This window comes from Pseudomonas rhizophila (assembly GCF_003033885.1).
Lineage (GTDB): Bacteria > Pseudomonadota > Gammaproteobacteria > Pseudomonadales > Pseudomonadaceae > Aquipseudomonas > Aquipseudomonas rhizophila.
The window spans coordinates 2,283,611-2,308,905 of sequence record NZ_CP024081.1 but is presented as its reverse complement, the minus strand read 5'-3'; the positions used below and the strand labels follow the sequence as shown (position 1 = coordinate 2,308,905).

The following is a 25,295-nucleotide window of genomic DNA, read 5'->3' as shown; positions in this document are numbered from 1 at the left end:
CTCCCCCACTGCGACCAGACACCTGCGCACCCCGTACTTCAGGTCTGCCGCGCATCTGACCCGTCCCGCCGGTTTGAAACAAGCGCTGCGAAGTGTCGGAACCCCCGTCAAACCGACCTCCTCGGCAGCTTTTTCTTACAGCGCAGCCAAACGCCGGTATAGACCGATTTGATAGGCAAAAATCGTCAGCATTTCTTTACAAACCGTAACGCAAACTTTCCGTGTGGGAATTTTCTGTAAGCTGACTGCAAATTGACGGTAGCTAGCTACCTAAGCAAAAAACTACACAGCCAACTGTTTTTGAATAACTAATTTCTTCGGTAAAAATGGAATAAAAAGTTCAAACGAAAAAAAATAAATTATTTTTTTGCATTCCAAAAAACCCTCGACTAGGTTTTCAGCGACTTGCCAAGGCGTCGTGCCGGCAGGTTTTGCGCAGCCGCTTCCGGTCAGTTCTCCATCGCGGAATCGACTTCGCAATTTTCCGTAAAAGTCATCTAGGAGATTCACTATGCAAGCACTGGACAAAGACTTGGAAACCGAACTGCAACTGGACGAATGGTTTGAAGCTCCGACCCACGAAGCCGCAGTTGAAATGATGCAAGCCGACGCCGTTGTTCCGTTCGGCACGGCGATGTGGCCTCTGTAAGCATCGCCCGGCGGAGGCGATCCGGCCGGTCGGCTCCGCCACTTTGCAGATTTCAGGGAAGCCAAACACCACTGTCAGGGAAGAATAAGCATGGACACGCAACGAGCCATCTCACATTTCCTTTACTACCTTGAACATCATCCCGCCCTGGCCGGCATCCAGCCAGCCAAGGTGTTGCTCGGCCATACCGCCGACTACGAAGCACTGACCGGGGCCATTGCCGAACAGGCTGGCAGCGGTTCACCCTTCCGGTTCAGCACCATGCGCCTGGACCTTGAATCCACGGAGCGACTGTCCAAGGCGATTGCCGACAGCGATCTGTACATTTTCTTCTACGACTCTTCCACCCTGCCCAACCCACGCCCCGACGGCCCGGACTTTGTTCGCGCGCTGCAAGGCGTGATGGCGGACAACTGGAAGAAATCGCTGCTGTTCAAGGACTACGGCGATTATTTCTACGACACCTTCAGCGTGATTCCTCAGCGCATCGCCGGGCTCAACAGTCACCTGATCCGGCGCATGTCCCAAGCAACGACGTTGAGTTTTCAGGATGACCACGGTTCGTATTTCGATACGGCCCTCAACAGCGTCAAGAAATGGACCGACATCAACGGTGTTGGCAACTACGACCTGGCACCCGGCGAAATCGCTACCCACAGCGACACCATTAACGGTCAGGTGAAGTTCGTCGGCACTTTCCTGAGCACCATCCCGTTCGCCCGCAAATACGGCGTACTGCAATCGCCGCTGGAGTTGTGGATCGAAGACTCCACCATTCAGAAAATCGCCAGCGATGTGCCGGGCCTGGAACACGACTTCAATAAATACCTGGACGCCAACCCGTCCAACCGGCGCATCGAGGAACTGGGCATCGGCACCAACGAAGGGGTCAAGAGCCTCTATGCCCGCAATGCCGGTTTCGAGGAGCGCCATTGCGGCCTGCACCTGGGGCTGGGTGGCGGGGCCAAGGGCAGCCATCATCTGGATCTGATTTTCGAGAGCGGTGTGTTGGCGTTGGATAACGAGCCGATGTTTGATGGGCGGTTTGTGCTTTAGGGGCAGCTTCAAGCGGCAAGCTTCAAGCGGCAAGAAAAGGCGGGCGACCTTGGGATGGTAATGGGGCTGCTGGCCCCATCGCGAGCAGGCTCGCTCCCACAGTTGATCTTTGGTGAATAGACAATTTGTGGTCGACACCGTCCCAGTGTGGGAGCGAGCCTGCTCGCGATGACGGACTCACCAGCACTGCATCACTAAAGCCAGACAAAAAAAACGCCAACCCAACGGTTGGCGTTTTTTCTTGCGACTTGCAGCTAGAACCTCACAACTGCCTCACTCCGGCTTACGACGCCCAAACCCCGGACGCTGCCCCGAACCCGCTGGGGCACCGCGACGTTTGCCCGATGGCGTGTCGCGGTCGACCAGGACGATGCCCGGGCGCTTTTTCGCTGCGGGTTTGGCCGGACGCTTGGTGTCGGCCGGGCGATCCGCCACCGGCGTACCACGACCGGCCGGAGCACCGCGACCTTCGCCGCGCTCGGTACGACCGTTGGCCGGACGTGGCGTGCGCGGGCCGCGTTCGCCGTCCTGACGTGGCGCAGGCTTGCGGGCCGGGCGTTCGCCTTCGATCTGCGGCTCGCGGGACGGACGCGGACCTGCGGCCGGGCCATCAGCGGCAGGACGCAGCGTACGCACGCGCTCGGTCTTGCCCATCGGACGCGAGGATTTACGCTGCATGCGCTCCAGCTTGTCCTTGCTCTTGGCGGTCATCTGCGGCATCGCTACCGGCTTGAGGCCGACTTCGGCGGCCAGGATGTCGACCTCGTACTGGCTCATTTCGCGCCAGCGGCCCATCGGCAGGTCGGAGTTGAGGAACACCGGACCGAAACGCACGCGCTTGAGGCGGCTGACCACCAGCCCCTGGGATTCCCACAGGCGCCGTACTTCACGGTTGCGGCCTTCCATCACCACGCAGTGGTACCAATGGTTGAAGCCTTCGCCGCCCGGAGCCTGCTTGATGTCGGTGAAACGCGCCGGGCCATCTTCCAGCACAACGCCGGCCTTCAGGCGCTCGATCATTTCGTCGTCGACTTCACCACGTACACGCACGGCGTATTCGCGGTCCATCTCGTAGGACGGGTGCATCAAGCGGTTGGCCAGCTCACCGTCGGTGGTGAACATCAGCAAACCGGTGGTGTTGATGTCCAGGCGACCGATGTTGATCCAGCGGCCTTCTTTCGGACGCGGCATTTTGTCGAACACGGTCGGACGGCCTTCCGGGTCGTCACGGGTGCAGATCTCGCCGTCGGGTTTGTTGTACATGATCACGCGGCGCACCGTTTCGGCGGCCTCTTCGCGCTTGATCACCTTGCCATCGATGGTGATGGCGTCGTGCATGTCGACACGCAGGCCCAAGGTGGCATCTTTGCCGTTGACCTTGATCCGGCCCTGGGTGATCCAGGTTTCCACGTCGCGGCGCGAGCCGACGCCGATACGGGCGAGGACTTTTTGCAGTTTCTCGCCTGCTGGGCCGATTTCCTGGCTGTCGTTCTGGTCTTGGTCTTTCATTCTGGGCACCTCCCGGTGTGGTCGGGTCAGGCGTGGCCTGACACTTTGAAAACGGGTCTATGACGAAGGGATCGCCAAAGGGTCGCGAATCATACGCTCGTTAAGGCATTTGCGCATCAGAGACTAGCTGATCGACGAACCTTCAGCGCTTTTTCCGCCGACCGGTGGCGCCCAGTTTGATCAGGCGCAGGGCCGCTTCGGCCAACACCGTGCGCTTGTCATCCTTGTCGAGTTTCTTCCAGGCCTTGATCTCGCGCTTACTGCGGCCACAGCCGATGCAGATGTCGTCGTCGAACTTGCAGAGGCTGATGCAGGGGTCTTTGGTGGAACTCATGGTGCACCGCATGACTTAATGTGGGAGCGAGCCTGCTCGCGATAGCGATTTCACCTTCAAAAATGATGTTGGCTGACAGACCGCCATCGCGAGCAGGCTCGCTCCCACAATGGGGCGGCGCTGTGTCAGCCGTGATCAATCGTCGAACTGGCGTCGTTCGTTTTCAATCGCTTCGGCCAGGGCGCGGGCTTCGGCTTCTTCATCGCTGAGCTCAGGCTCGGGTTCGCGTGGTTCGAGCGCGGCCACGGCGGCCAGCAGTTTTTCCCGGGCCGCGGCTACGCCAAGAATGTCTTCTTCTGGTTCGGGATCAGGTTCGACCTGAAGTTCAACTTCGCTGCCCGGTTGCGCGGGTTCATCCATTTCGCCTTCAGGCCCCGGCCCCTCACGCAGCAGATCGTCGAAATCGGTCTTGAGCCCCTCCTCCATGGTGTCCAGTTCCAGCAACAACGAATGGAAACTGGTTTCTTCCTTGGGTTCCTCCGGCTCGGCGCTGGCGTCGGCCAGCTCTTGCAAGCTTTGGGGCACCGGGGCGTCGTCGAATTCCAGCATCGGCTCGGGTTCCAGCTCCCGCAGTTCGGCCAGCGGCGGCAGGTCGTCGAGGTTCTTGAGGTTGAAGTGATCGAGAAAAGCCTTGGTGGTGGCAAACATCGCCGGTTTACCCGGCACGTCGCGATAACCGACGACCCGGATCCACTCGCGCTCAAGCAGCGTCTTGACGATGTGGCTGTTGACCGCCACGCCCCGCACATCTTCGATTTCACCCCGAGTGATCGGTTGGCGATAAGCGATCAATGCCATGGTTTCGAGCATGGCGCGGGAATAGCGCTGAGGACGCTCTTCCCACAGACGCCCGACCCAGGGCGAAAACTTCTCGCGGATTTGCAGGCGGTAGCCGGAAGCCACTTCCTTGAGTTCGAACGCCCGCCCCTCGCAGGACTTACCCAGCAGCGCCAGGGCTTTCTTGAACACGGCCGGCTCGGGCCGCTCGCCTTCTTCGAAAAGTTCGAACAAGCGCTCCATCGATTGCGGTTTTCCCGAGGCCAACAGGAAAGCTTCAAGCAACGGCGCCAGCTCGCGGGGTTCAGTCAGATTCATTGATTTGCTCGTTATTCGGCTCGTGCCCGCACGTGGATCGCTGCGAACGGCTCATTCTGCACCAGCTCGACCAAGGATTCCTTGACCAATTCCAGGACCGCCATAAACGTCACCACCACGCCCAGCCGCCCTTCCTCGGCGGTGAACAGCTCGACGAAGGGCACAAAGCCGCCGCCCTTGAGCCGCTCCAGCACATCGCTCATGCGCTCGCGGGTGGACAGGGCTTCGCGGCTGACCTGGTGACTTTCAAACATGTCGCCCCGGCGCAGCACCTCGGCCATGGACATCAGCAACTCTTCTAGGCTGACATCCGGGAGCAATTTACGTGCTCGCGCCTCGGGTGCATCGAGCTTGGGCACCACCACATCGCGCCCGACCCGGCTCAAGCCATCGATGCCTTCGGCCGCCACCTTGAAGCGTTCGTATTCCTGCAGGCGGCGGATCAGTTCGGCGCGCGGATCGTCTTCCTCCTCCTCGATCTCTGCCGAGCGTGGCAGCAGCATTCGCGACTTGATCTCGGCGAGCATGGCCGCCATCACCAGGTATTCGGCCGCCAGTTCCAGGCGCACCGACTGCATCAACTCGACGTAGCCCATGTACTGGCGGGTGATTTCCGCCACGGGGATGTCGAGGATGTTGATGTTCTGTTTGCGGATCAGGTACAGCAGCAGGTCCAGCGGGCCTTCGAAGGCTTCAAGGAATACCTCCAGCGCATCCGGCGGAATGTACAGGTCCAGGGGCATTTCCATGACCGCCTGGCCATAGACCATGGCGAACGGCAGCTCTTGCTGAGCGCCGGCCTGGCTGTCGGCGCTCTCAACGGCGGTTTCCACTGCGGACACTCAGGCCTCGACCAGGAACGGGGCTGGATCGCCGCAACCGATACGCACCACTTGCGGCTCGCCATCGGCCAGGTTGATCACCGTGGACGCCTTCATCCCGCCGAAACCGCCGTCGATGATCAGGTCGACCTGATGCTCGAGCAATTGGCGCATCTCGTAAGGGTCATTCATCGGCTCCGTCTCGCCGGGCATGATCAAGGTCACGCTCATCAGCGGTTCACCCAGCTCGGCCAGCAACGCCAGGGCAATGGGGTGGCTGGGCACCCGCAGGCCGATGGTGCGTTTTTTCGGGTGCAGCAACAGCCGCGGGACTTCCCGGGTGGCGTTGAGAATAAAGGTGTAAGGCCCAGGGAGGTGGGCTTTGAGCAGGCGGAAGGTGCCGGTGTCGATCTTGGCGAACAGGCCCAACTGCGACAGGTCGCTGCAGATCAGCGCAAAGTTGTGCTTGTCATCCAGCTGACGCAGGCGTCTTACCCGCTCTACAGCGTTCTTGTCGCCGATCTGACAGCCGATGGCGTAGGAAGAATCGGTGGGATAGACCACCACACCACCACCCCGAATGATTTCCACCGCCTGTTTGATCAGGCGCGCTTGCGGGTTTTCCGGATGAATCTGGAAAAATTGACTCACGTGTTCTACCTGTTCAGACGGTGGCGGTAACGGGATCATGTTTGAATCTACACCATAGTGGTGGCAGATCTTCCGGCAACGGGCGATATTCGCCTATCTCGGACCAGCCTCCAGGGCCATGAAAATCACTGCCGGCGGTCACCAGCAGGCCGAACTCACGGGCCAGAATCGCCAGGCTGCCGACCTGCTCGGCAGGCTGATGGCCATTGACCACCTCGATGGCGTGGCCCCCTGCTTGAATATAGTCGGCCACCAGGCGACGGCGCTTGCTGCGGGTGAAATCATAGTGCCACGGATGCGCCAGACTGACCCAGGCTCCGGCGGATCGCAGGGTTTGGACGGTCTCTTCCAGGGTCGGCCAGTGTTGCTTGACGTCCCCGAGCTTGCCGGCCCCCAGCCATTTGCGAAACGCTTCGGCGCGGTCCTTGACGAAACCTTCGCGCACCATCCAGTCCGCGAAGTGCGGACGGGCCGGGGCGTTGCCACTGTCGCCCAGTTCCTGCTGGATCTGCCGGGCGCCCTCAAGCGCACCAGGCATGCCCTTTAGCGCAAGCTTGCGGCTGATCTCCTCGGAACGTAGCCAGCGGCCGTCGTGCAGTTGCGCAATGGCCTGGACCAGTGACGGCGCATTTACATCAAAACCGTAACCCAGCACGTGAATAGTCGCGCCGCCCCAGGTGCAGGACAACTCGACCCCGTTGACCAGTTGCATGCCCAGCGTCGTCGCCGCGCTACGGGCCTCGTCGAGGCCTTCGAGGGTGTCGTGATCGGTCAGGGCCAGGACTCGCACGCCGTGCTCGAACGCCCGCGCCACCAGAACCGCAGGCGCCAGGGCGCCATCGGAGGCCGTGCTATGGCAGTGCAAATCAACATTCACGAGAGTTTGTTACCTCAAATCAGCTGGCCCTATCGCGGCCAAGGATGTTTGTTATTATGCCGCCACATCCTGCTTCTGGCTGCCACTGTGAAACAATTCATCGACTTCATCCCGCTTCTGCTGTTTTTCATCGTCTACAAACTTGACCCACGGACCGTCGACATTGCCGGTCACTCCTTGACTGTAGGCGGTATCTACAGCGCCACCGCGATGCTGATCATCAGTTCGCTGGTGGTCTATGGCGCCCTGTTCGTGGCCCAACGCAAGCTGGAGAAAAGCCAGTGGCTGACCCTGATCGCCTGCCTCGTCTTCGGCAGCCTGACCCTGGCCTTCCACAGCGAAACTTTCCTTAAGTGGAAAGCCCCGGTGGTCAACTGGCTGTTCGCCCTGGCGTTCATCGGCAGTCACTTCGTCGGCGATCGCCTGCTGATCAAGCGCATCATGGGCCACGCCTTGAACCTGCCGGACGTCATCTGGACCCGGCTCAACATCGCCTGGATCGGCTTTTTCCTGTTCTGCGGCGCCGCCAACCTGTTCGTCGCGTTCACCTTCCAGAGCTACTGGGTCGACTTCAAGGTCTTCGGCAGCCTGGGCATGACGCTGCTGTTCCTGATTGGCCAGGGCATCTACCTGTCCCGTCATCTGCACGATGCCGATACCACCACGCCAAAAACCGAGGACTGACATGCTCTACGCAATCATTGCCACCGACGTCGCCAATTCCCTGGAAAAACGCCTGGCCGCCCGCCCTGAACACCTTGAGCGTCTGCAACAGCTCAAGGCCCAAGGCCGAATCGTGCTGGCGGGCCCGCACCCGGCGGTGGACAGCAACGACCCCGGCGCGGCGGGTTTCTCCGGCAGCCTGATCGTCGCCGAGTTCGATTCCCTGGCCGCGGCGCAAGCCTGGGCCGAAGCCGATCCGTTCGTGGCCGCCGGTGTCTACGCCAATGTCGTGGTCAAGCCGTTCAAGCAAGTCCTGCCTTAACAACCCGATGCGTGATGAGCCTTCGCGGCTCATTGCGCTCAATCGCTCATTGTTCTCGTTTACCTGCCGACAACCTGTCTAATCTCGATTGGAATTCAGGAGTTGCAATGCGCAAAGGTCCGCTGTGCCTGTTAGGGGTCATGTTGGTGATCGGGGCTCCCGCCCATGGGGAAGAAAGCACCGACGGCAGTCATTCGACGCCCTTGTCCTTGAGCGCAGGCAGTCAGATCACCGAATTGCAGCAACGCTTGAAAAACAGCGAACGCATGCGCGAGGAACTGACCCAGCAACTGCAAAACGCCAACAGCGAACGCGAGAGCGCGCTGGTGAGTCGATTGCGCCAGGAGAACCAGCGTCTGAAGCTGCAACTCAAGGAAGCCCAGGCCAGCCCCCTGCCACGCCTGCTGACCGATCAGCAGCAGTGGTTCGTCATTGGTGCCGGGGTAGCGCTATTGGCCCTGCTCTGCGGTATCTTTGCCAGCGGTGGACGTAGACAACGTCGGCAATGGCTAAATTGAGTGAGTCATGAGCGAGCTGTTACTGATTGATGATGACCAGGAGCTGTGTGAGCTCCTCGGCAGTTGGCTGGGTCAGGAAGGTTTTCTGGTCCGGGCCTGTCACGATGGCCATAGCGCCCGCAAGGCCTTGGCCGAAACCGCCCCGGCGGCGGTGGTGCTGGATGTGATGCTGCCCGACGGCAGCGGCCTGGAACTGCTCAAGCAGTTGCGCAACGATCATCCGGAGCTGCCGGTGCTGATGCTCTCGGCCCGTGGCGAACCGCTGGATCGCATCCTGGGCCTGGAACTGGGGGCCGACGATTACCTGGCAAAACCCTGCGATCCACGGGAACTGACCGCCCGCCTGCGCGCGGTCTTGCGCCGCAGTCATCCGACGGCGGTGTCCAGCCAGATCGAACTGGGCGACCTGACCTTCAGCCCGGTGCGTGGCGTGGTCAGCATCGATGAGCAGGAGCAGACCCTCACTGTTTCCGAAAGCCGTCTGCTCGAAGCGCTGCTCAAGCAGCCGGGCGAGCCACTGGACAAGCAGGAACTGGCGCAGATCGCCCTGGGACGCAAGCTGACCCTGTACGACCGTAGCCTCGATATGCACGTAAGCAACCTGCGCAAGAAAATCGGCCCGCACGCCGACGGTCGCCCACGCATCGTGGCTCTGCGTAGCCGGGGTTATTACTACAGCCTTTAAGCGCTGCGCCGCTGGGCTGTGGGCGCAAAGCATCGCTCGCGATGCAGGCGCCTCGGTTCCTTTAGAGACCGCGTTATCTTCATGGCGGGCAAGCCTTGCTCCCACAGGGCTTTGTGCTCGGTCCTGCAGATTTGTCAGGCCTGCGCCAAAACGTCTTTACCCAAGCTTTACCCACCCCTGACCGCCGCTGACCTTGATCTGCGTAACCTGAACTCATCCGGAACTGACCGGGAACGAGACAAGGAGATACACCATGCGCAAGACCCTCATCGCTCTGATGTTCGCTGCTGCCCTGCCTACCGTCGCGATGGCCATGCCTGAAGGCGCCGGCCCGATGGGACCAATGGGCCCGATGGATGGCCCGCGTCATGGCGGCCAGATGCACGACAAAGGTCCGTACAGCCAATTGGACCTGAGCCGCGAACAACGCCAGCAGATCCGCAAGATCATGGGCGAACAGCGCCACGAGCGCCGCGAACTGGTAGAAAAGTACCTGGCCAAACTGTCGCCAGCCGATCAGAAAGCCATGAAAGATGAAATGGCCGCCCGGCACGAAAAAGTCGACGCTCAGATCCGTGGGTTGTTGAAGCCAGAGCAGCAAAAAGAGTTTGACGCCATTCAGAAGAAACAGGCCGAGCGTCGGGCCGAGTGGGCCGAGTTCAAGGCCTGGAAAGCGCAACAACCGCAAAAGGCGCAATAATGCGCTGAAGCACCCCAGCCCAACGGCCAATCGCCGTTGGGCTTTCTTTGTTTTCGAGGATTGATCGTGCGTTCACTGTTTTGGCGCATCCTGGCCAGTTTCTGGCTGGCCATCGCCCTGGTTGCAGGGCTTTCGATTCTGCTGGGCCACATGCTGAACCAGGACGCCTGGATCCTCAGCCGCCATCCGGGCCTCAACACCCTGGCCGAAGAGTGGACGCAAACCTTCGAAAGCCAGGGCGAAGACGCCGCCGAACAGATCCTGCAACAGCGCAAGCATCAGTATCACATCAACGTCCAGGTGCTTAACGAGAGCGGTGACCCGGTGGTACGCGGCACTTTCCCGCGTCGGGCGCAGGCCTTCGAGGCGCGACAGAACAACAACGACCGACGCCTGCCCTGGCGGCGCTTGACCGACGAGTTCACCAGCGCCAAAACCGGCGACACTTACCTGTTCATCTACCGCATACCCCACCCCGAACTGGATGCCTGGCACCGCGGCAGCCTGCTCTGGCCTCTGAGTGCGCTGGGGATCGCGTTGGTGGTGCTGACGTTGTTCAGCCTGTTGGTGACCCTGTCCATTACCCGTCCGTTGAGCCGCCTGCGCGGTGCAGTGCATGATTTGGGGCAGACCACCTACCAGCAAAACAGCCTCGCCAAACTGGCCAATCGCCGGGATGAATTTGGTGTGCTGGCCACCGATTTCAATCGCATGGGCGCGCGCCTGCAAAGCCTGATCGCCAGCCAGCGCCAATTACTGCGGGATGTATCCCACGAACTGCGCTCGCCCCTGGCCCGGCTGCGCATTGCCCTGGCATTGGCTGAACGAGCCAGCCCCGAGGAGCGTGAAAAACTCTGGCCGCGCCTGACCCGCGAATGTGATCGTCTGGAAGCGCTGATCAGCGAAATCCTGGTGTTGGCCCGGGTCGATGCCGACAACGCCAGCGCTGAAGAGGTGGACCTCAACGATCTGCTGGTTACCCTGCAAAAAGACACACAGCTGGCCTCTCCAGAACAAAGCGTGCAATTGGACGTTGAACCGAACCTGACCCTCAAAGGTTGGCCGACCATGATTGAACGGGCCCTGGATAACCTGCTGCGCAACGCCCAGCGCTTCAATCCGGTCGGTCAACCGATCGAAGTCCGCGCGCTGCGCCAAGGAGAGCGGATCATGGTCAGCGTGCGCGATCACGGACCGGGGGTGGAGGCCGAACACCTGGGCCAGTTGGGCGAACCGTTCTACCGCGCCCCCGGCCAGACCACTGCAGGTCATGGCCTGGGCCTGGCCATCGCCCGCCGCGCCGCCGAGCGTCATGGCGGCGCGCTGGTGCTGGCCAACCATTCCGATGGCGGATTTATCGCGACGCTGGAACTGCCATTGGTACCGGGGGCCGTGGTGCAACCCTAAAATCAAACATTAACTTGTGGCAAGAGAGTGCCCGCCGCGTCTTCGACGCTGCGCTGTCGCGCAGTGAACTTGGCTCTGTGGCGAGGGGATTTATCCCCGTTGGGCTGCGAAGCGGCCCCCAAAACCAGCCAACTCGGCCAGGAGGATTGAGCTCACTGCTTTATTAGGGCTGCTACGCAGCCCAGCGGGAGCAAGCTCCCTTGCCACAGGCCCCAGACCTGAAATGAACAGCGTCGCCAGTCTCGTCGCATCCATGCCAAGGGAAGGTCATACCTCTTTGATCATCCATCCCCTTGCATAGTCGCTATCCTGGGACAGTAGCTCTCGGACTCCTGTTGTGGGGTTGATTGTATACACAGTCCTTTCACCGGGACCCTGGTCCGCAGACCATGCACGCAAGTCCCCCAAACCTGGGTCGCCGTCATGGATGGTTCGAAGCGCTCCCCAAGTCACCAGGTCAGGGATCGTCCCCCCGGCGTTCCACGCAGCCCCCCAGCAATTCCAATACGTCTGCCACTCATTGTCTTTACCTAAGTCAAACAGCAGCCAAACCTTGGAAGTAATGACTTGGTAAGACACGCTTGCACCCATTTGATCTCGGACGGTTATCGTAGCGGTCCCTGAGTGCTTCGATACAACCCGTGGTTGCGATGATGAAAAAAGCTCTGCCACCTCTGGGTCGCTGGAAGTATAGATATAGGGAGGCACACCTCCCGACGGTATCCGCTCTACGAACGCCCCTACTGGTGGACGTTCAGGAAACTTATCGGCTCTAAACATTAACTGGTCGAGAATCGCGTCGCTGGTATCGATGCTTAGGGGTTCAGGTATCACAGTCAGGATACGTACGTTCGAATAGACGTTCGTAGGGTGGTAGAGCGACTTTGCATACAGGCGGCGAGCGCCGACGTCGACGGTAATTTCTTTGGTCCATAGGCCGGTTGTCGCATCGGCAGTTGCTGTGCCCTTGGGGACGGCACCAGCACCGCTGCCATCGTAGACCTCGATCTCCTTGCCATGGCTTGCCTCACCCGACAGCACCAAGGTGGTGCTGGTTGTTTCGCCTTTGTCGGGAACCTCCTCACCGGCGGAATTTTTTACATGGATAAGAGTAGGAGCAATCAGCACGCGGTCCAAATGGATATCCAAGTACTTGATCAACGACCGGTTGGAGTTGCCCAACTGGTCAGTCACCGTGAACTGGAGCGCTGTATTGGGGTTGTCCCCTGCCTGTCTGAATGTGTCGGTAAACAGGGTATGCGTCACCGGTCTGGCGGCATCAAATCCGTCAACAGGAACGGTCACATTGCCCACTAAAAATCTGATGCTGTCGTAATCTCGCGGATAGGAATAGGTAAAACCAAACGCCACACCCTGCGCCGCCCGCTCGGCGCTGACCCCATCACCGAGCACATCCGGCGGGATCACCAGATCCAGGCCCTGAGGTGCCGGCTCACCGGGGGCCCGCAAGTGGTACAGCACATTCAAATCATTGGAAATACCGGGATTTTCGCTGAGACGGGTTATTGTGTAATGCAGCCTGTTGACCCCTTCTCTCAGTTTTCCCTGGGGAAGGTCCAGGAGAAAGTACTCCTTACTTTCCTCTCCCGGCTGGACGGTAAAGCCTGCCCCCGAGAGCTCGCCATTGACATACAAGTCAACTCGATCAAGGACCGCCATTGTCCAGGAGCCGCTCTTGAGCTCGGTCCATGCATAGATCACGCATTGCAATCCCTCGGGCCGACCGTCATAAATGCTTTGTGGGATGCCGCCGTGCGCAAGGCCTTCCGGAAGCACCGGCGTCTTCCATCCCGGGATGTAAACAGGGAATAGTTCGAACGGATGGTTCAAGACAGACGATTCGGTATCCATCATGTTTTCCTGGCGAGTGAGGGTAGCGTGGCTTTTCGGCGTTGGGCCATCAAACTCCAGCCAAGGAAGATCGGCTACTGTCAGGATTGACAGGTCAGAGCAGATTGCCGACGAACGGCGGGAGAAAACGACTGGACGCTGGAGCCAAGCCTTAGAAAAGCAGCCAGGTAATCTGGATAAAGTGATGCTCAAAAACCAAACGATAATCCCTCTTATTCAAACCGCCCCGCCCTGTTAGACTTTGCGCCCTCGTTTCACTCCTCTTCCAGGAAGTCCGATGCCGTCGTTGCCTCTTCGCTTATGCGCTCTGTTCATGGCCCTGGGCCTGAGTGCCTGCGATGACGCCCCGCGTTTTACCCAGGCCGAACCCGGCGAAGCCCGGTCCGGTGGCGCTGCGACGGTACGCAAGAGTGATCAGAACGCCTTTTCCCTGCCCTCGGCCAACCTGCCACCTTCGCGACGCGTGGACTTCGCCGTGGGCAACAGTTTTTTCCGCAGCCCCTGGGTGATCGCGCCCTCGACCACCACCGCACGGGACGGTCTGGGGCCATTGTTCAATACCAACGCCTGCCAGAACTGTCACGTCAAGGACGGTCGCGGCCATCCGCCGGCACCGGACGCGGCCAGCGCGGTGTCGATGCTGGTGCGCCTGTCGATTCCCGATGCCCCGGCCTACGCCAAGGTCATTGAACAACTGGGGGTGGTGCCGGAGCCGACCTATGGCGGGCAATTGCAGGACATGTCCGTGCCCGGCGTTGTCCCCGAAGGCAAGGTGCGGGTCGATTACACGCCAGTCCCGGTGCGCTTCGACGACGGCACCGTCGTAGAACTGCGCAAGCCGCAACTGCAGATCACCCAACTGGGCTATGGCCCGATGCACCCCGACACACGCTTTTCGGCCCGCGTCGCACCGCCGATGATCGGCCTGGGGCTGCTCGAAGCCATTCCCGATGAAGCTATCCTGGCCAATGCCCAAGCCCAGGCACGGGAGAACAACGGTATCGTCGGCCGGCCGAACCAGGTCTGGGACGATGTCCAGCACAAGACCGTATTGGGGCGTTTCGGCTGGAAGGCCGGCCAGCCGAACCTCAATCAGCAGAACGTCCACGCCTTCTCCGGTGACATGGGCCTGACGACAAGCCTGCGCCCCTTCGACGATTGCACCCAGGCCCAGGTCGACTGCAAGCGCGCCCCGAACGGCAACGGCGCCGATGGCGAGCCGGAAGTCAGCGACAACATTCTGCGCCTGGTGCTGTTCTACAGCCGCAACCTCGCCGTACCGGCCCGTCGCGATGTGAACTCGCCTCAGGTGCTGGCCGGCAAGAATCTGTTTTTCCAGGCCGGCTGCCAGTCGTGCCACACCCCGAAGTACACCACGTCCGCCAACGCTGCCGAACCGGAACTGGCGAATCAGGTCATTCGCCCCTACACCGATCTGCTGTTGCACGACATGGGCGAAGGCCTGGCCGACAACCGCAGCGAATTCAAGGCCAGCGGCCGCGACTGGCGGACCCCACCGCTGTGGGGCATCGGTCTGACCGAAGCCGTCGGTGGTCACACCCAGTTCTTGCACGACGGTCGCGCGCGCAACCTGCTCGAAGCCGTGCTATGGCATGGCGGCGAAGCGCAAGCGGCGCAGCGACAAGTTCTAGCGTTCAATGCCGAGCAACGCGCTGCGTTGCTGGCGTTCCTGAATTCCCTTTAATCGCATTCTCCGAAAAACGGGAGCCCGACATGTTCCGTCCCAAGCTGTTGTTTACCAGCCTCGCCGCCATCGTCCTCGGCGCATGCTCGCCCCAGGATCCGCAAGCGGTCACCTCAGCGGCCATCGCCAAGCAAGTGATCCTGCCCACCTACAGCCGCTGGGTCGAGGCTGACCGGCAACTGGCAACCAGCGCCCTGGCCTTCTGCCAGGGCAAGGAAAACCTGGAGACCGCCCGCGCCGACTTTCTCAAGGCACAAAAAGCCTGGGCCGAGTTGCAACCACTGCTGATCGGCCCGTTGGCCGAGGGCAATCGCGCCTGGCAGGTGCAGTTCTGGCCGGACAAGAAAAACCTGGTGGGCCGTCAGGTCGAGCAACTGGTCAATAACCAGCCGCAGATCGACGTTGCCGGTCTGGCCAAGTCCAGCGTTGTGGTCCAAGGCCTCTCCGCCTATGAGTACCTGCTGTTCGACGCCAGGATCGACATGGCCGACAGCGCGCAAAAAGCCAAGTACTGCCCGCTGCTGATCGCCATTGGCGAACGTCAGAAGCAATTGGCCGAAGATATCCTGTCGCGCTGGAATACCAACGACGGCATGCTCGCCCAGATGAGCAAGTTTCCGAACGAGCGCTACGCTGATTCCCACGAAGCGATCGCCGATTTGCTGCGGGTCCAGGTCACTGCCCTGGACACCTTGAAGAAGAAACTTGGCACGCCGATGGGCCGCCAGAGCAAGGGCGTACCACAACCGTTCCAGGCCGATGCCTGGCGCAGCCAGTCGTCGCTGCAAGGCCTGCAAGCCAGTCTGAGCGCGGCCAGGACCGTCTGGGTCGGCGTGGACAACAAGGGCCTGCGCAGCCTGTTGCCAAGCGAGCAGAAACCCTTGGCCGACAAGATCGACGCGGCCTACGACACCTCGTTGAAACTGTTCGCCGACAGCCAGCGCTCGCTGGTCGAAATGCTCGCTGACGACGCCGGACGCCAGCAACTCAACGAACTGTACGACAGCCTCAACGTTGTCCATCGCCTGCACGAAGGCGAATTGGCCAAGGCGCTGGGCATTCAATTGGGCTTCAATGCCAACGACGGTGACTGATCATGTTTCGACGTCAGGCTCTGGCACTGGGCAGCCTGCTGCTCGGCGCCGTTACCCTGGGCGGCTGGACGCTGTTCAAGCAACAGGACAAGCATCCGCTCCTGCTTTCGGCACGGGACGATAGCGACGGCAAGCACTACGCCGTGGGCTATCGACTGGACGGCAGCCGGGTGTTCGCCACCCAGGTCAAGCAGCGCTGCCACGACATCATTGACCATCCGACAAAACCGATTGCGCTGTTCGTCGCTCGTCGCCCAGGCACCGAAAGCTACCTGATCGACCTGCGCGACGGTTCGCTGCTGCAGACCCTCACCTCGTTGCCGAACCGGCATTTCTATGGGCACGCGGTGATTCATAAAAGCGGCGAATGGCTGTACGCCACCGAGAACGACACGACCGATCCAGGCCGCGGCCTGCTAGGCGTGTACCGTTTTGAAGGCGAACGGTTGGTGCACAGCGGCGAACTGTCGACTCACGGCATCGGCCCTCATCAAGTGTCGTGGATGCCCGACGGCGAAACGCTGGTGGTCGCCAACGGCGGCATCCGCACCGAGGCCGAAAGCCGCGTCGAGATGAACCTCAATGCCATGGAGCCGAGCCTGGTGCTGATGCAGCGCGATGGCACACTGCTGAGCAAGGAAACCCTCGCCCAATCGATGAACAGCGTGCGCCACATGGGCATCGCCAGCGACGGCACCATCGTTTGCGGCCAGCAATTCATGGGCGATGCCCACGAATCCTCCGAGCTGTTGGCAATCAAGCGTCCGGGCCAGCCGTTCCAGGCATTCCCGGTGGCCGAGCATCAATTGCAGGCCATGGGTCATTACACCGCCAGCGTTGCCGTACACAGCGACCTGCGCCTGGTGGCCCTGACAGCGCCCCGTGGCAACCGCTTTTTTATCTGGGACCTGGACAGCGGCGAAGTACGCCTGGATGCGCCTCTGCCAGACTGCGCCGGTGTGGGTGCGGTGGCCGACGGTTTCGTCGTGACATCGGGTCAGGGCCGTTGCCGCTTTTACGATTGCCGGCAGGCACAACTGGTTGCAAAACCACTGGATCTGCCCGCAGGGCTCTGGGACAACCATTTGCATTTGATCTGACAAGCGGGCGGCGGGCCTTCAGGAAAAATCCTTACACATTACCGATGAACATCGTTTTGAATCGGTCGCGTACTCGGAGTAATGTGCCCGCCTGTCTGTATTTTCTCTCGGCTTATTTCCAAGGAAGTGGAACATGCTGCGACGCCGCATGCTGATCATGTTGGGTGTTGTCCTGCTGGTGGTATTGCTACTGGCCGGCTACAAGGGTTTCTCCGTTTACCAGCAGATCCAGATGTTTTCTGCCCCCAAACCGCCGGTCAGCGTCGCCGTGGCCACGGCTGTCGAGCAGCCTTGGCAAACCCGCCTGCCCACCGTCGGCAGCCTCACCGCACTGCAAGGCGTAGACCTGAGCCTGGAAATTGCCGGGACGGTGCAGAAGGTGCAGTTCCAGTCGGGGCAAAAGGTCAAGGCCGGCCAGCCACTGGTGCAACTGGACAGTGACGTCGAAAGCGCGCTGCTGGAAACCGCCGTGGCCGACCTTAACCTGTCGCAACTGGATTTTGGCCGGGGTCGGCAACTGGTGGGCAGCCAGGCGATCTCCAAGGGCGAATTCGACCGGCTCGCGGCGCAGTTGAAAAAGAACCAGGCCACAGTCAACCAGCTCAAGGCTTCGCTGGCCAAGAAACACATCGTTGCGCCGTTCAGCGGCACCATCGGCATTCGCCAGGTGGATGTCGGCGACTATCTGGCCAGCGGCACGGTGATCGCCACCCTGCAGGACCTGAGCAGCCTTTATGTGGATTTCTACCTCCCCGAGCAAGCGGTACCCAAGCTCGCGGTCGGCCAGGCAGTCAACGTCAGTGTCTCGGCCTATCCCGGCCAGACCTTCGTCGGCGCCATCAGCGCGATCAACCCCAAGATCGAAGACAGCACTCGCAACGTGCTGGTACGCGCTACCCTGGGCAACCCCGACGGCAGGCTGTTGCCCGGCATGTTCGCCAGCCTGCAGGTGATCTTGCCGGACAAGGCCAACGCCATCGTCGTGCCGGAAAGCGCCGTGACCTACACCCTCTACGGCAACTCCATGTACGTCGTGACGCAGAAGAAAGCCGACGACGGCACCGTCGAGAAAGATGACAAGGGCCAGCCGATCCTCATCGCCGAACGGCGATTCGTCGAAACCGGTGAGCGACGCGACGGGCTCGTGCTGGTTTCCAAAGGCGTGCAGAGCGGCGAACAGGTCGTGATCGCCGGCCAGATCAAACTGGATAACGGCACGCCCATCGCCATCAGCGACGACAAGACCCTGACCGAACAGAACAGCCCGCCCCCTGCGGACTGATCAAGGAACCCTCATGGCTTTTACTGATCCGTTCATCCGCCGTCCGGTGCTCGCCACCGTGGTCAGCCTGTTGATCGTGCTACTGGGTTTCCAGGCCTGGAGCAAGCTGCCCCTGCGCCAGTACCCGCAGATGGAGAACGCCCTGATCACGGTGACCACCGCCTACCCCGGGGCCAACGCCGAGACCATCCAGGGCTATATCACCCAGCCGATGCAACAGAGTCTGGCCAGCGCCGAGGGCATCGACTACATGACCTCGGTCAGCCGTCAGAATTTCTCGGTGATATCGGTCTACGCCCGCATCGGCTCCAACAGCGACCGACTTTTTACCGAGCTGCTGGCCAAGGCCAACGAAGTCAAAAACCAGCTACCCCAAGATGCTGAAGACCCGGTGCTCAGCCGCGAGGCCGCCGATGCCTCGGCACTGATGTACATCAGTTTTTTCAGTAAGGAACTGAACAACCCGCAGATCACCGACTACCTGTCACGGGTGGTCCAGCCCAAGCTGGCGACATTGCCGGGCATGGCCGAAGCGGAGATCCTCGGCAACCAGGTCTTCGCCATGCGCCTGTGGCTGGATCCAGTCAAGCTTGCCGGTTTCGGCCTCACCGCCGCCGACGTGACCGATGCCGTGCGCCAGTACAACTTCCTCTCGGCCGCTGGTGAGGTGAAAGGCGAATACGTAGTCACCAGTATCAACGCCAACACCGAACTCAAGTCCGCCGAGGCCTTCGCGGCGATTCCGCTCAAGACCGATGGCGACAGCCGCGTGCTGTTGCGCGATGTGGCCCGGGTGGAGATGGGCGCCGAGAACTACGACACCATCAGTTCCTTCGGTGGCACGCCCTCGGTGTACATCGGCATCAAGGCCACCCCCGGCGCGAACCCGCTGGACGTGATCAAGGAAGTGCGCAGGATCATGCCGGATCTGGAGGCCCAACTGCCGGCCAACCTCAAGGCCGAGATCGCCTACGACGCCACCCTGTTCATCCAGGCTTCCATCGACGAGGTGGTCAAAACCCTCTTCGAGGCGGTGCTGATTGTCATCGTCGTGGTGTTCCTGTTCTTGGGCGCCCTGCGTTCGGTGGCCATCCCGGTGGTGACCATCCCACTGTCGATGATTGGCGTGATGTTCTTCATGCAGTTGATGGGCTACTCGATGAATCTGCTGACCCTGCTCGCCATGGTGCTGGCAATTGGTCTGGTGGTGGACGACGCGATCGTGGTGGTGGAAAACATCCACCGGCACATCGAGGAAGGCAAAAGCCCATTCGACGCTGCAATTGAAGGTGCCCGGGAGATCGCTATGCCGGTGATCTCGATGACCATCACGCTGGCGGCGGTGTACGCGCCGATCGGTCTGTTGGAGGGGCTCACGGGGGCGCTGTTCAAGGAGTTCGCGCTGACGCTCGCCGGCGCGGTGGTCATTTCCGGGATCGTCGCACTGACCCTCTCGCCCATGATGTGCGCCTTGCTGTTGCGTCACGAAGAGAACCCCTCGGGACTGGCGCATAGACTGGACGTGGTTTTCGAACGTCTTAAAAACCGCTACCAGCGCATGCTTCACGGCATGCTCAATACCCGGCCTGTGGTGCTGGTGTTCGCGGTGATCGTGCTGCTGCTGATTCCGGTGCTGATCATGTTCACCAAGTCCGAGCTGGCCCCCGATGAAGACCAGGGCATCATCTTCATGATGGCTAATGCCCCGCAGCCGACCAACCTCGACTACCTGAACACCTACACCGATCATTTCATCACCATCTTCAAGGAGTTCCCGGAGTACTACTCCTCGTTCCAGATCAACGGATACAACGGCGTGCAATCGGGCATCGGCGGCTTCCTGCTCAAACCCTGGAACGAACGCAGCCGCACCCAGATGGAAATCCTGCCTGAAGTCCAGGCCAAGCTGGAGAACATCCCCGGCCTGCAAATATTCGGTTTCAACCTGCCCTCCCTGCCTGGCACCGGCGAAGGCTTGCCATTTGCGTTCGTCATCAACTCGCCCAAGGACTACGCAACGCTGTTGCAGATTGCCGAGCGGGTCAAAAAGCGCGCACTGGAATCCGGCAAGTTCGCGTTCATGGACGTTGACCTGGCTTTCGACAAACCCGAAGTCGTCGTGGACATCGATCGTGCCAAGGCCGCCCAGATGGGCGTCTCGATGCAAGACCTGGGCGGCACACTCGCCACCCTGTTGGGTGAAGCCGAGATCAACCGTTTTACCATCGAAGGGCGCAGCTACAAGGTCATCGCCCAGGTCGAACGGCCGTTCCGGGACAATCCGGACTGGTTGAACAACTACTACGTAAAAAATACCCAGGGTGAATTGCTGCCGCTGTCGACGCTGATCAAAGTCAGCGATCGGGCGCGACCACGGCAGTTGAATCAGTTCCAGCAACTCAACGCGGTGACGATCTCGGGTTTTCCCATCGTGAGTATGGGCGAGGCCATCGAGACGGTCCGCCAGATTGCCCAAGAAGAGGCTCCGGTAGGGTTCGCTTTCGACTACGCAGGGGCTTCGCGACAGTTCGTCCAGGAAGGTAGCGCGCTGTGGGTCACCTTTGCCCTGGCGCTGGCGATCATCTTCCTGGTGTTGGCCGCCCAGTTCGAAAGCTTCCGGGACCCGCTGGTGATTCTGGTGACGGTACCGCTGTCGATTTGCGGCGCCTTGATTCCGCTGTTCCTCGGCTGGTCGAGCATGAACATTTACACCCAGGTAGGACTGGTGACGCTGATCGGCCTGATCAGCAAGCACGGGATCCTGATCGTTGAGTTCACCAACCAGCTGCGCAGGGAACAGGGGCTAACCCCACGGGAGGCCGTGGAGCAAGCCGCATCGATTCGCTTGCGTCCCGTACTGATGACCACCGCGGCGACGGTATTTGGCATGGTGCCATTGATCCTCGCTACCGGGGCCGGGGCGGTGAGCCGCTTCGACATCGGCTTGGTGATCGCCACCGGGATGTCGATTGGCACGCTGTTCACACTGTTCGTATTGCCCTGCGTGTATACGTTGCTGGCCAAGCCGGACAAACCCTAACGTGCGACCACTGGCCCTGTAGGTGCTGTCGAAGGCTGCGATCCAAAAAATAAAGGCCTCGCATACGCGAGGCCTTTATTTTGGCTTCCTGTCCATCAACTCTGGGGCCTCATGCCTTGGGAAAGACTGAACATGAACAGCAACAGATCGTCATCCGGCCGGATCGCCTCGCTGGCCTTGGCCACACGTGGCAAAGGGCAGTGCGCGTCCGGGTGGGAAGCACTGAGGATCTGCGAACGGGGCTGCTCCCATACCGCCACCGCCATAGAGGTAACTGCCAGGGCTCCTACGAGAAACAAACCTCTAGCAATTTCTAATTTCATCGCTATAAACCTTTGATAGCGCTGCCAAACGCCGCTTTGTAAAAGTAGACGAGTTTTTCCCATTCTGAATCGCTGAACGACGAATGGCGTCGCAGTTGCTTCATGTCATGGGACGCTGCGGTCCGGGAAGTCAGGCGTTGACGGGACTTTTCCAAATCCAGCAGGGCCACTTCGGCTCGAGCGGACTCACCCTCTCCAGTCACGCGCACAAATACATGCTTGGTATAGAGGCAGCCATGCTGCCAACGCCCCTTATGCATGCGAGCCAGGTTCTCTGCCAATGCCTGGAGAATTCGGTCATGTCCCGCTTCGCCATGACGCTCGCGCCCGCCTGTGGCATACCAGTGATCCAACTCCACGAAACCGTCCAGCGCATGAGTCACCAGCAGCGCACGCCACTTGTGAATCGGGTCCCGCTGTGCGCCACAGAAGATGACTTTTGGAACGCTGACGTCGAGTCGGCTCAATGCCAGCAGGGCATCTTGCTCACGTAACACGGTTGGGCGGCCGAACGGATGCAACAAGCTACGGTAAATATGCCCTGTCTGACGCTTGGCATAGAGCAGATCGCCGCCGTTGTTGATCCGCTGCACTCCGCTTTCACCACCACGACGCACATTGGGTTGTTCCACCCATTCACCCTGCTGATTCCAGAAGTGTTCGAAGCCGCAGCGGGGGACCGCTGTTGTCTCTACTGCCACAACCATGCTGTTACCTCTTGCGTAATACATAAACTCGCCACATGGCATAGAGCGGCAGGAAGTCCAGTCGTTCCTGAATGCGGAAACCAGCCTGTCGAAATTCACCCTCGACTGTAGCGGCCGGTAACACAAATCGATTCTGGTAGCCTTTCTGCCCACGCGTGTGCTCCAGACGCTTACGTCTCCAGGCCTTGAAATTTCCATCGACCCACAATGAAACGATCACGCTATCACGAGTGACACGTTCGAATTCCCGCAGAATCGCCAGTCGATGCGCAGGTTCACCGATGTGGTGGAGCAGGCGCATGCAAAAAATGCTGTCGACGGCGTTATCAGGCAAGGCAATGTCGAACGCAGAAGCGTGCAAGGGTTGTACCCGTTTTACGACATCGGCGGGTTGAGCGTTCAACGCAGTCTTGAGCATGGCTTCGGAATTGTCCGCACCGATGATCACCCGGTTCGGTTTTTCGGCCAGAACAGACCATAAACGCCCGGCACCACACGGCAAGTCCAGCACCAGGCCAGGATCACCTGCCAACGCCAACGCCATGCGTGCCAGTTGTTCATCACGGCGGTGGGAAAGACGCCGACTCAGGCCAGCCTGATGTTTATTCAGGTATTGATGAGCGTGCTGTTCGTCATATTTTTCGGAAAAGTCGAGCTTGATAGGGTTGGACATTGGCGAGAGCCTCCATGAGGTAATGGCTCCCACGTTAGGGATGGACATGTGCACGCCAAGTCATCCCTTTGTGAAAACTTCATCATGCAGGCACTCGAGGGTTTTCAGGATATTTCCAACAGGCAATCTTGAGCAGAGCGCTCAGCTACGAGGATGCAATTCAACCTCAAAATGACAGCCATTGGGCTCCATGGTGCTGAGGCTCACGGTCCAGCCCTGGTTCTCGCAAATCCGCTGGACCAATGAAAGCCCCAACCCAAGCCCTTCGCCGCGCTTTTCGTTACCTCGCACGAACGGTTCGAACATCGCCTCGCGTTTTTCTTCGGGAATGCCCACGCCACTGTCCTCGACCACGAAGCCGGTCGCGGACAGCGTGAGGCGAATGAAGCCCTGATCGGTGTAGTGCAAGGCGTTGCGCAGCAAGTTACCCATGACGGCGGTCAGGAACGTGGCGTTATACGGGATGTCGGCGGTTTGCCCCGGCTCGAAGATCAGGGTCAGGCCCTTGGCTTCGATCGGCGCACGCCACAGCCCAACGAGGTCCTCGGCCACCTGCCCTAGCGTCAACCGGGGCGACATGCCGCTGTCTTCGCGCTGGGTCCTGGCGAGCATCAGGAAGGTTTGCACCAGCTCGCGCATTTCTTCACTGGCCCGACTGATCCGCTCGACCTGTTTGCGACCGCGCTGATCCAGGGCCGGGTTCTCCAGCAACAGCTCACAGGAGCTGGCCAGGACCATCAACGGCGTGCGTAACTCATGGCTTACGTCGCTGGTGAACAACCGCTCACGCGTCAGGGCCTGGCGCAGTCGCCCCAGCGTAGCGTCGAACGCCACGGCCAGCTCACCCACTTCATCGGCGGCATAGTCAGGGGCCAGCGGCGGGGCCAGCCCGAGGAGCTGGTCGCGATGGCGCACTTGCCGGGCCAGACGCACGACCGGCGCCATCACCCGGCGAGCCAGGACCCAACCCAGGAACACCGCCAGCGCCAGGCTGAGCACGAAGCCCACCAGCACCACGGCGAACAGCACCCGTTCGCGCTCTTCGAAATCGCTCTGGTCCTGCAGTAGCACGTAGTGTCGACCGTCAACAATCTCGACCATGGCGTGATACGACAATTGCGCGCGAAAGACCTCGTGGAAACCGCGATCCAGGTGACGCAGATCCTTGGGCAAATCGAAGTCACCCGGGCCGCCACTGAAATAGAACAACTGGTCGGGTTCCGGACGATGACTCCAGTCCGAAACGCTGTCCATCAGCAGCAGGCGTTGCAGGTCCCCCCCAAGCCCGGCGGAAATCAGCCTTTCTTCCACCAAGTGAACCGTCGCCACGATGCCCATGGCGAATGCACCGGCGACCAACGCGCTCATCAGCGCAAAGGCGATGATGATCCGTTGGGCAAGGCTCTGCTTAAACTCCATCTCGGCCCTCGGCCAGGCGATAACCCACGCCATGCACGGTGTGCAACAGCGGTTTGTCGAACGGTTTGTCGATCACCTGACGTAATTGGTGAACATGGCTGCGCAGACTGTCGCTGTCCGGGCAATCATCGCCCCACAAGGCTTCTTCGAGGATTTCCCGGCGCAGCACGTGGGGGCTTTTCTGCATCAAGACCGCCAGCAGCTTCAGGCCTACAGGGTTGAGCTTCAGCAGTTTGCCTTCGCGGGTGACTTCCAGGGTATCGAGGTCGTAACTCAGGTCACCGACCTGCAAAGCGCGCCGCCCGCCGCCCTGGGCCCGACGCATGACCGCTTCGATCCGCGCCGCCAGCTCCGACAAGGCAAAAGGTTTGACCAGATAATCATCGGCGCCGGACTTGAACCCTTGCAGGCGATCGTCCAGTTGATCCCGGGCGGTGAGCATGATCACCGGTGTATCACGTCGGGCGTCCTCGCGCAGGCGCTTGCACAAGGTGTAGCCGTCGATGCCCGGCAGCATGATGTCGAGCACGATCAGGTCATAGTGCTCGGTCGCGGCCAGGTGTAACCCCGACAAACCATCCTGGGCACAATCGACGGTATAGCCTTTGAGCCCCAGGTAATCGGCCAGATTGGCCAGGATGTCACGGTTGTCTTCAACCAACAGAATTCGCATGGGCATCTCCTCTGCGCACGTGGACGGTCATCGTGGCCCGCGCAGCTTAAGGCCAAGTGTGAATCACGGCTAGGGTTGTATCGGCGGTCGTAGCGAGCAAGCCCGCTCCCGCAAGGGTCG

Annotated in this window: 25 protein-coding genes; 13 read left to right on the top strand and 12 right to left on the bottom strand. The window is 60.3% G+C overall.

Annotated features, from left to right (window positions below; all coding sequences use genetic code 11):
• Positions 1-511: 511 nt before the first annotated feature.
• Together CRX69_RS27665 and CRX69_RS10710 are read left to right on the top strand one after the other, a co-directional pair.
• A complete protein-coding gene (locus CRX69_RS27665) occupies positions 512-649 on the top strand; it encodes a hypothetical protein (RefSeq protein WP_003178782.1) in 138 nt (45 codons plus the stop codon).
• Between the two features lie 90 nt (positions 650-739).
• Positions 740-1,705, top strand: a complete 966-nt coding sequence (locus tag CRX69_RS10710; RefSeq protein ID WP_107321996.1) for a M29 family metallopeptidase — start codon at positions 740-742, stop codon at positions 1,703-1,705.
• A 273-nt stretch (positions 1,706-1,978) separates the two neighbouring features.
• On the opposite strand, the gene rluB is transcribed toward CRX69_RS10710, so the two are convergent.
• The 6 genes from rluB to CRX69_RS10680 all read right to left on the bottom strand — a co-directional run bounded on the left by rluB (position 1,979) and on the right by CRX69_RS10680 (position 6,992).
• Positions 1,979-3,214: a 23S rRNA pseudouridine(2605) synthase RluB gene (gene rluB / locus CRX69_RS10705; RefSeq protein ID WP_047226977.1), complete on the bottom strand. Its 1,236-nt coding sequence runs from the start codon at positions 3,212-3,214 to the stop codon at positions 1,979-1,981.
• Positions 3,215-3,356: 142 nt separating this feature from the next.
• Positions 3,357-3,548 (bottom strand): DUF1289 domain-containing protein, encoded by a 192-nt coding sequence (locus tag CRX69_RS10700; RefSeq protein ID WP_047226978.1) that lies wholly within the window; start codon positions 3,546-3,548, stop codon positions 3,357-3,359.
• 135 nt (positions 3,549-3,683) lie between these two features.
• Entirely contained in the window at positions 3,684-4,643 is a 960-nt protein-coding gene (gene scpB, locus CRX69_RS10695; protein WP_107321995.1) for an SMC-Scp complex subunit ScpB, read from the bottom strand.
• Positions 4,644-4,654: 11 nt separating this feature from the next.
• Positions 4,655-5,353 carry a segregation and condensation protein A gene (locus CRX69_RS10690; RefSeq protein WP_160893268.1) on the bottom strand — a complete coding sequence of 233 codons (699 nt, stop codon included), beginning with the start codon at positions 5,351-5,353 and terminating at the stop codon, positions 4,655-4,657.
• Between the two features lie 132 nt (positions 5,354-5,485).
• Positions 5,486-6,115, bottom strand: coding sequence for an L-threonylcarbamoyladenylate synthase (locus CRX69_RS10685; protein ID WP_047226981.1), 630 nt, complete (start codon positions 6,113-6,115; stop codon positions 5,486-5,488).
• Positions 6,116-6,128: 13 nt separating this feature from the next.
• Positions 6,129-6,992, bottom strand: a complete 864-nt coding sequence (locus CRX69_RS10680) for a PHP domain-containing protein (RefSeq protein WP_047226982.1) — start codon at positions 6,990-6,992, stop codon at positions 6,129-6,131.
• 87 nt (positions 6,993-7,079) lie between these two features.
• Between CRX69_RS10680 and CRX69_RS10675 the strand changes: the two genes are divergently transcribed.
• The 6 genes from CRX69_RS10675 to CRX69_RS10650 all read left to right on the top strand — a co-directional run bounded on the left by CRX69_RS10675 (position 7,080) and on the right by CRX69_RS10650 (position 11,287).
• Positions 7,080-7,676: a septation protein A gene (locus CRX69_RS10675; protein WP_047227122.1), complete on the top strand. Its 597-nt coding sequence runs from the start codon at positions 7,080-7,082 to the stop codon at positions 7,674-7,676.
• A gap of 1 nt (position 7,677) precedes the next feature.
• Entirely contained in the window at positions 7,678-7,977 is a 300-nt protein-coding gene (locus CRX69_RS10670) for a YciI family protein (RefSeq protein ID WP_107321994.1), read from the top strand.
• A gap of 107 nt (positions 7,978-8,084) precedes the next feature.
• Positions 8,085-8,495: an SH3 domain-containing protein gene (locus tag CRX69_RS10665; protein WP_047226984.1), complete on the top strand. Its 411-nt coding sequence runs from the start codon at positions 8,085-8,087 to the stop codon at positions 8,493-8,495.
• A 7-nt stretch (positions 8,496-8,502) separates the two neighbouring features.
• Positions 8,503-9,180 (top strand): response regulator transcription factor, encoded by a 678-nt coding sequence (locus tag CRX69_RS10660; RefSeq protein WP_047226985.1) that lies wholly within the window; start codon positions 8,503-8,505, stop codon positions 9,178-9,180.
• 253 nt (positions 9,181-9,433) lie between these two features.
• On the top strand, positions 9,434-9,880 hold the full coding sequence (locus CRX69_RS10655; protein WP_047226986.1) for a Spy/CpxP family protein refolding chaperone: 447 nt from the start codon (positions 9,434-9,436) through the stop codon (positions 9,878-9,880).
• A gap of 66 nt (positions 9,881-9,946) precedes the next feature.
• Positions 9,947-11,287 (top strand): sensor histidine kinase, encoded by a 1,341-nt coding sequence (locus tag CRX69_RS10650; protein ID WP_047226987.1) that lies wholly within the window; start codon positions 9,947-9,949, stop codon positions 11,285-11,287.
• A 267-nt stretch (positions 11,288-11,554) separates the two neighbouring features.
• Here CRX69_RS10650 and CRX69_RS10645 read toward each other — a convergent pair whose 3' ends face one another.
• Positions 11,555-13,159, bottom strand: coding sequence for a hypothetical protein (locus CRX69_RS10645; protein ID WP_107321993.1), 1,605 nt, complete (start codon positions 13,157-13,159; stop codon positions 11,555-11,557).
• A gap of 277 nt (positions 13,160-13,436) precedes the next feature.
• On the opposite strand from CRX69_RS10645, the gene CRX69_RS10640 reads away from it, so the two are divergent.
• From CRX69_RS10640 to CRX69_RS10620, 5 genes are all read left to right on the top strand, one after another.
• Positions 13,437-14,864 carry a di-heme oxidoreductase family protein gene (locus tag CRX69_RS10640; protein WP_047226989.1) on the top strand — a complete coding sequence of 476 codons (1,428 nt, stop codon included), beginning with the start codon at positions 13,437-13,439 and terminating at the stop codon, positions 14,862-14,864.
• Positions 14,865-14,893: 29 nt separating this feature from the next.
• Entirely contained in the window at positions 14,894-15,958 is a 1,065-nt protein-coding gene (locus tag CRX69_RS10635) for an imelysin family protein (protein WP_047226990.1), read from the top strand.
• A 2-nt stretch (positions 15,959-15,960) separates the two neighbouring features.
• On the top strand, positions 15,961-17,058 hold the full coding sequence (locus CRX69_RS10630) for a DUF1513 domain-containing protein (protein WP_047226991.1): 1,098 nt from the start codon (positions 15,961-15,963) through the stop codon (positions 17,056-17,058).
• 133 nt (positions 17,059-17,191) lie between these two features.
• Complete coding sequence (locus CRX69_RS10625; RefSeq protein ID WP_047226992.1) at positions 17,192-18,340, top strand: efflux RND transporter periplasmic adaptor subunit; 1,149 nt, start codon at positions 17,192-17,194, stop codon at positions 18,338-18,340.
• 13 nt (positions 18,341-18,353) lie between these two features.
• The gene (locus CRX69_RS10620) at positions 18,354-21,380 is read left to right on the top strand and encodes a multidrug efflux RND transporter permease subunit (protein ID WP_047226993.1); all 3,027 of its coding nucleotides are present in this window, start codon (positions 18,354-18,356) and stop codon (positions 21,378-21,380) included.
• A 95-nt stretch (positions 21,381-21,475) separates the two neighbouring features.
• On the opposite strand, the gene CRX69_RS10615 is transcribed toward CRX69_RS10620, so the two are convergent.
• The 5 genes from CRX69_RS10615 to colR all read right to left on the bottom strand — a co-directional run bounded on the left by CRX69_RS10615 (position 21,476) and on the right by colR (position 25,175).
• Positions 21,476-21,703, bottom strand: coding sequence for a hypothetical protein (locus CRX69_RS10615; RefSeq protein ID WP_076383717.1), 228 nt, complete (start codon positions 21,701-21,703; stop codon positions 21,476-21,478).
• 2 nt (positions 21,704-21,705) lie between these two features.
• Entirely contained in the window at positions 21,706-22,410 is a 705-nt protein-coding gene (locus tag CRX69_RS10610) for a lipopolysaccharide kinase InaA family protein (RefSeq protein WP_047226995.1), read from the bottom strand.
• A 4-nt stretch (positions 22,411-22,414) separates the two neighbouring features.
• Complete coding sequence (locus CRX69_RS10605; RefSeq protein WP_076383716.1) at positions 22,415-23,083, bottom strand: class I SAM-dependent methyltransferase; 669 nt, start codon at positions 23,081-23,083, stop codon at positions 22,415-22,417.
• Between the two features lie 141 nt (positions 23,084-23,224).
• The gene (locus CRX69_RS10600; protein ID WP_107321992.1) at positions 23,225-24,502 is read right to left on the bottom strand and encodes a sensor histidine kinase; all 1,278 of its coding nucleotides are present in this window, start codon (positions 24,500-24,502) and stop codon (positions 23,225-23,227) included.
• Entirely contained in the window at positions 24,492-25,175 is a 684-nt protein-coding gene (gene colR / locus CRX69_RS10595) for a two-component system response regulator ColR (RefSeq protein WP_047226998.1), read from the bottom strand. Before colR ends, CRX69_RS10600 begins: the two co-directional genes overlap by 11 nt.
• Positions 25,176-25,295 lie beyond the last annotated feature (120 nt).

Bases quoted from the DNA above. Each gene is read 5' to 3' on its own strand.
- CRX69_RS27665 (WP_003178782.1), top strand. From the start codon at position 512: ATGCAAGCACTGGACAAAGACTTGGAAACCGAACTGCAACTGGACGAA.
- CRX69_RS10710 (WP_107321996.1), top strand. From the start codon at position 740: ATGGACACGCAACGAGCCATCTCACATTTCCTTTACTACCTTGAACAT.
- rluB (WP_047226977.1), bottom strand. From the start codon at position 3,214: ATGAAAGACCAAGACCAGAACGACAGCCAGGAAATCGGCCCAGCAGGC.
- CRX69_RS10700 (WP_047226978.1), bottom strand. From the start codon at position 3,548: ATGAGTTCCACCAAAGACCCCTGCATCAGCCTCTGCAAGTTCGACGAC.
- scpB (WP_107321995.1), bottom strand. From the start codon at position 4,643: ATGAATCTGACTGAACCCCGCGAGCTGGCGCCGTTGCTTGAAGCTTTC.
- CRX69_RS10670 (WP_107321994.1), top strand. From the start codon at position 7,678: ATGCTCTACGCAATCATTGCCACCGACGTCGCCAATTCCCTGGAAAAA.
- CRX69_RS10665 (WP_047226984.1), top strand. From the start codon at position 8,085: ATGCGCAAAGGTCCGCTGTGCCTGTTAGGGGTCATGTTGGTGATCGGG.
- CRX69_RS10660 (WP_047226985.1), top strand. From the start codon at position 8,503: ATGAGCGAGCTGTTACTGATTGATGATGACCAGGAGCTGTGTGAGCTC.
- CRX69_RS10655 (WP_047226986.1), top strand. From the start codon at position 9,434: ATGCGCAAGACCCTCATCGCTCTGATGTTCGCTGCTGCCCTGCCTACC.
- CRX69_RS10645 (WP_107321993.1), bottom strand. From the start codon at position 13,159: ATGGATACCGAATCGTCTGTCTTGAACCATCCGTTCGAACTATTCCCT.
- CRX69_RS10640 (WP_047226989.1), top strand. From the start codon at position 13,437: ATGCCGTCGTTGCCTCTTCGCTTATGCGCTCTGTTCATGGCCCTGGGC.
- CRX69_RS10635 (WP_047226990.1), top strand. From the start codon at position 14,894: ATGTTCCGTCCCAAGCTGTTGTTTACCAGCCTCGCCGCCATCGTCCTC.
- CRX69_RS10630 (WP_047226991.1), top strand. From the start codon at position 15,961: ATGTTTCGACGTCAGGCTCTGGCACTGGGCAGCCTGCTGCTCGGCGCC.
- CRX69_RS10625 (WP_047226992.1), top strand. From the start codon at position 17,192: ATGCTGCGACGCCGCATGCTGATCATGTTGGGTGTTGTCCTGCTGGTG.
- CRX69_RS10620 (WP_047226993.1), top strand. From the start codon at position 18,354: ATGGCTTTTACTGATCCGTTCATCCGCCGTCCGGTGCTCGCCACCGTG.
- CRX69_RS10615 (WP_076383717.1), bottom strand. From the start codon at position 21,703: ATGAAATTAGAAATTGCTAGAGGTTTGTTTCTCGTAGGAGCCCTGGCA.
- CRX69_RS10610 (WP_047226995.1), bottom strand. From the start codon at position 22,410: ATGGTTGTGGCAGTAGAGACAACAGCGGTCCCCCGCTGCGGCTTCGAA.
- CRX69_RS10605 (WP_076383716.1), bottom strand. From the start codon at position 23,083: ATGTCCAACCCTATCAAGCTCGACTTTTCCGAAAAATATGACGAACAG.
- CRX69_RS10600 (WP_107321992.1), bottom strand. From the start codon at position 24,502: ATGGAGTTTAAGCAGAGCCTTGCCCAACGGATCATCATCGCCTTTGCG.
- colR (WP_047226998.1), bottom strand. From the start codon at position 25,175: ATGCGAATTCTGTTGGTTGAAGACAACCGTGACATCCTGGCCAATCTG.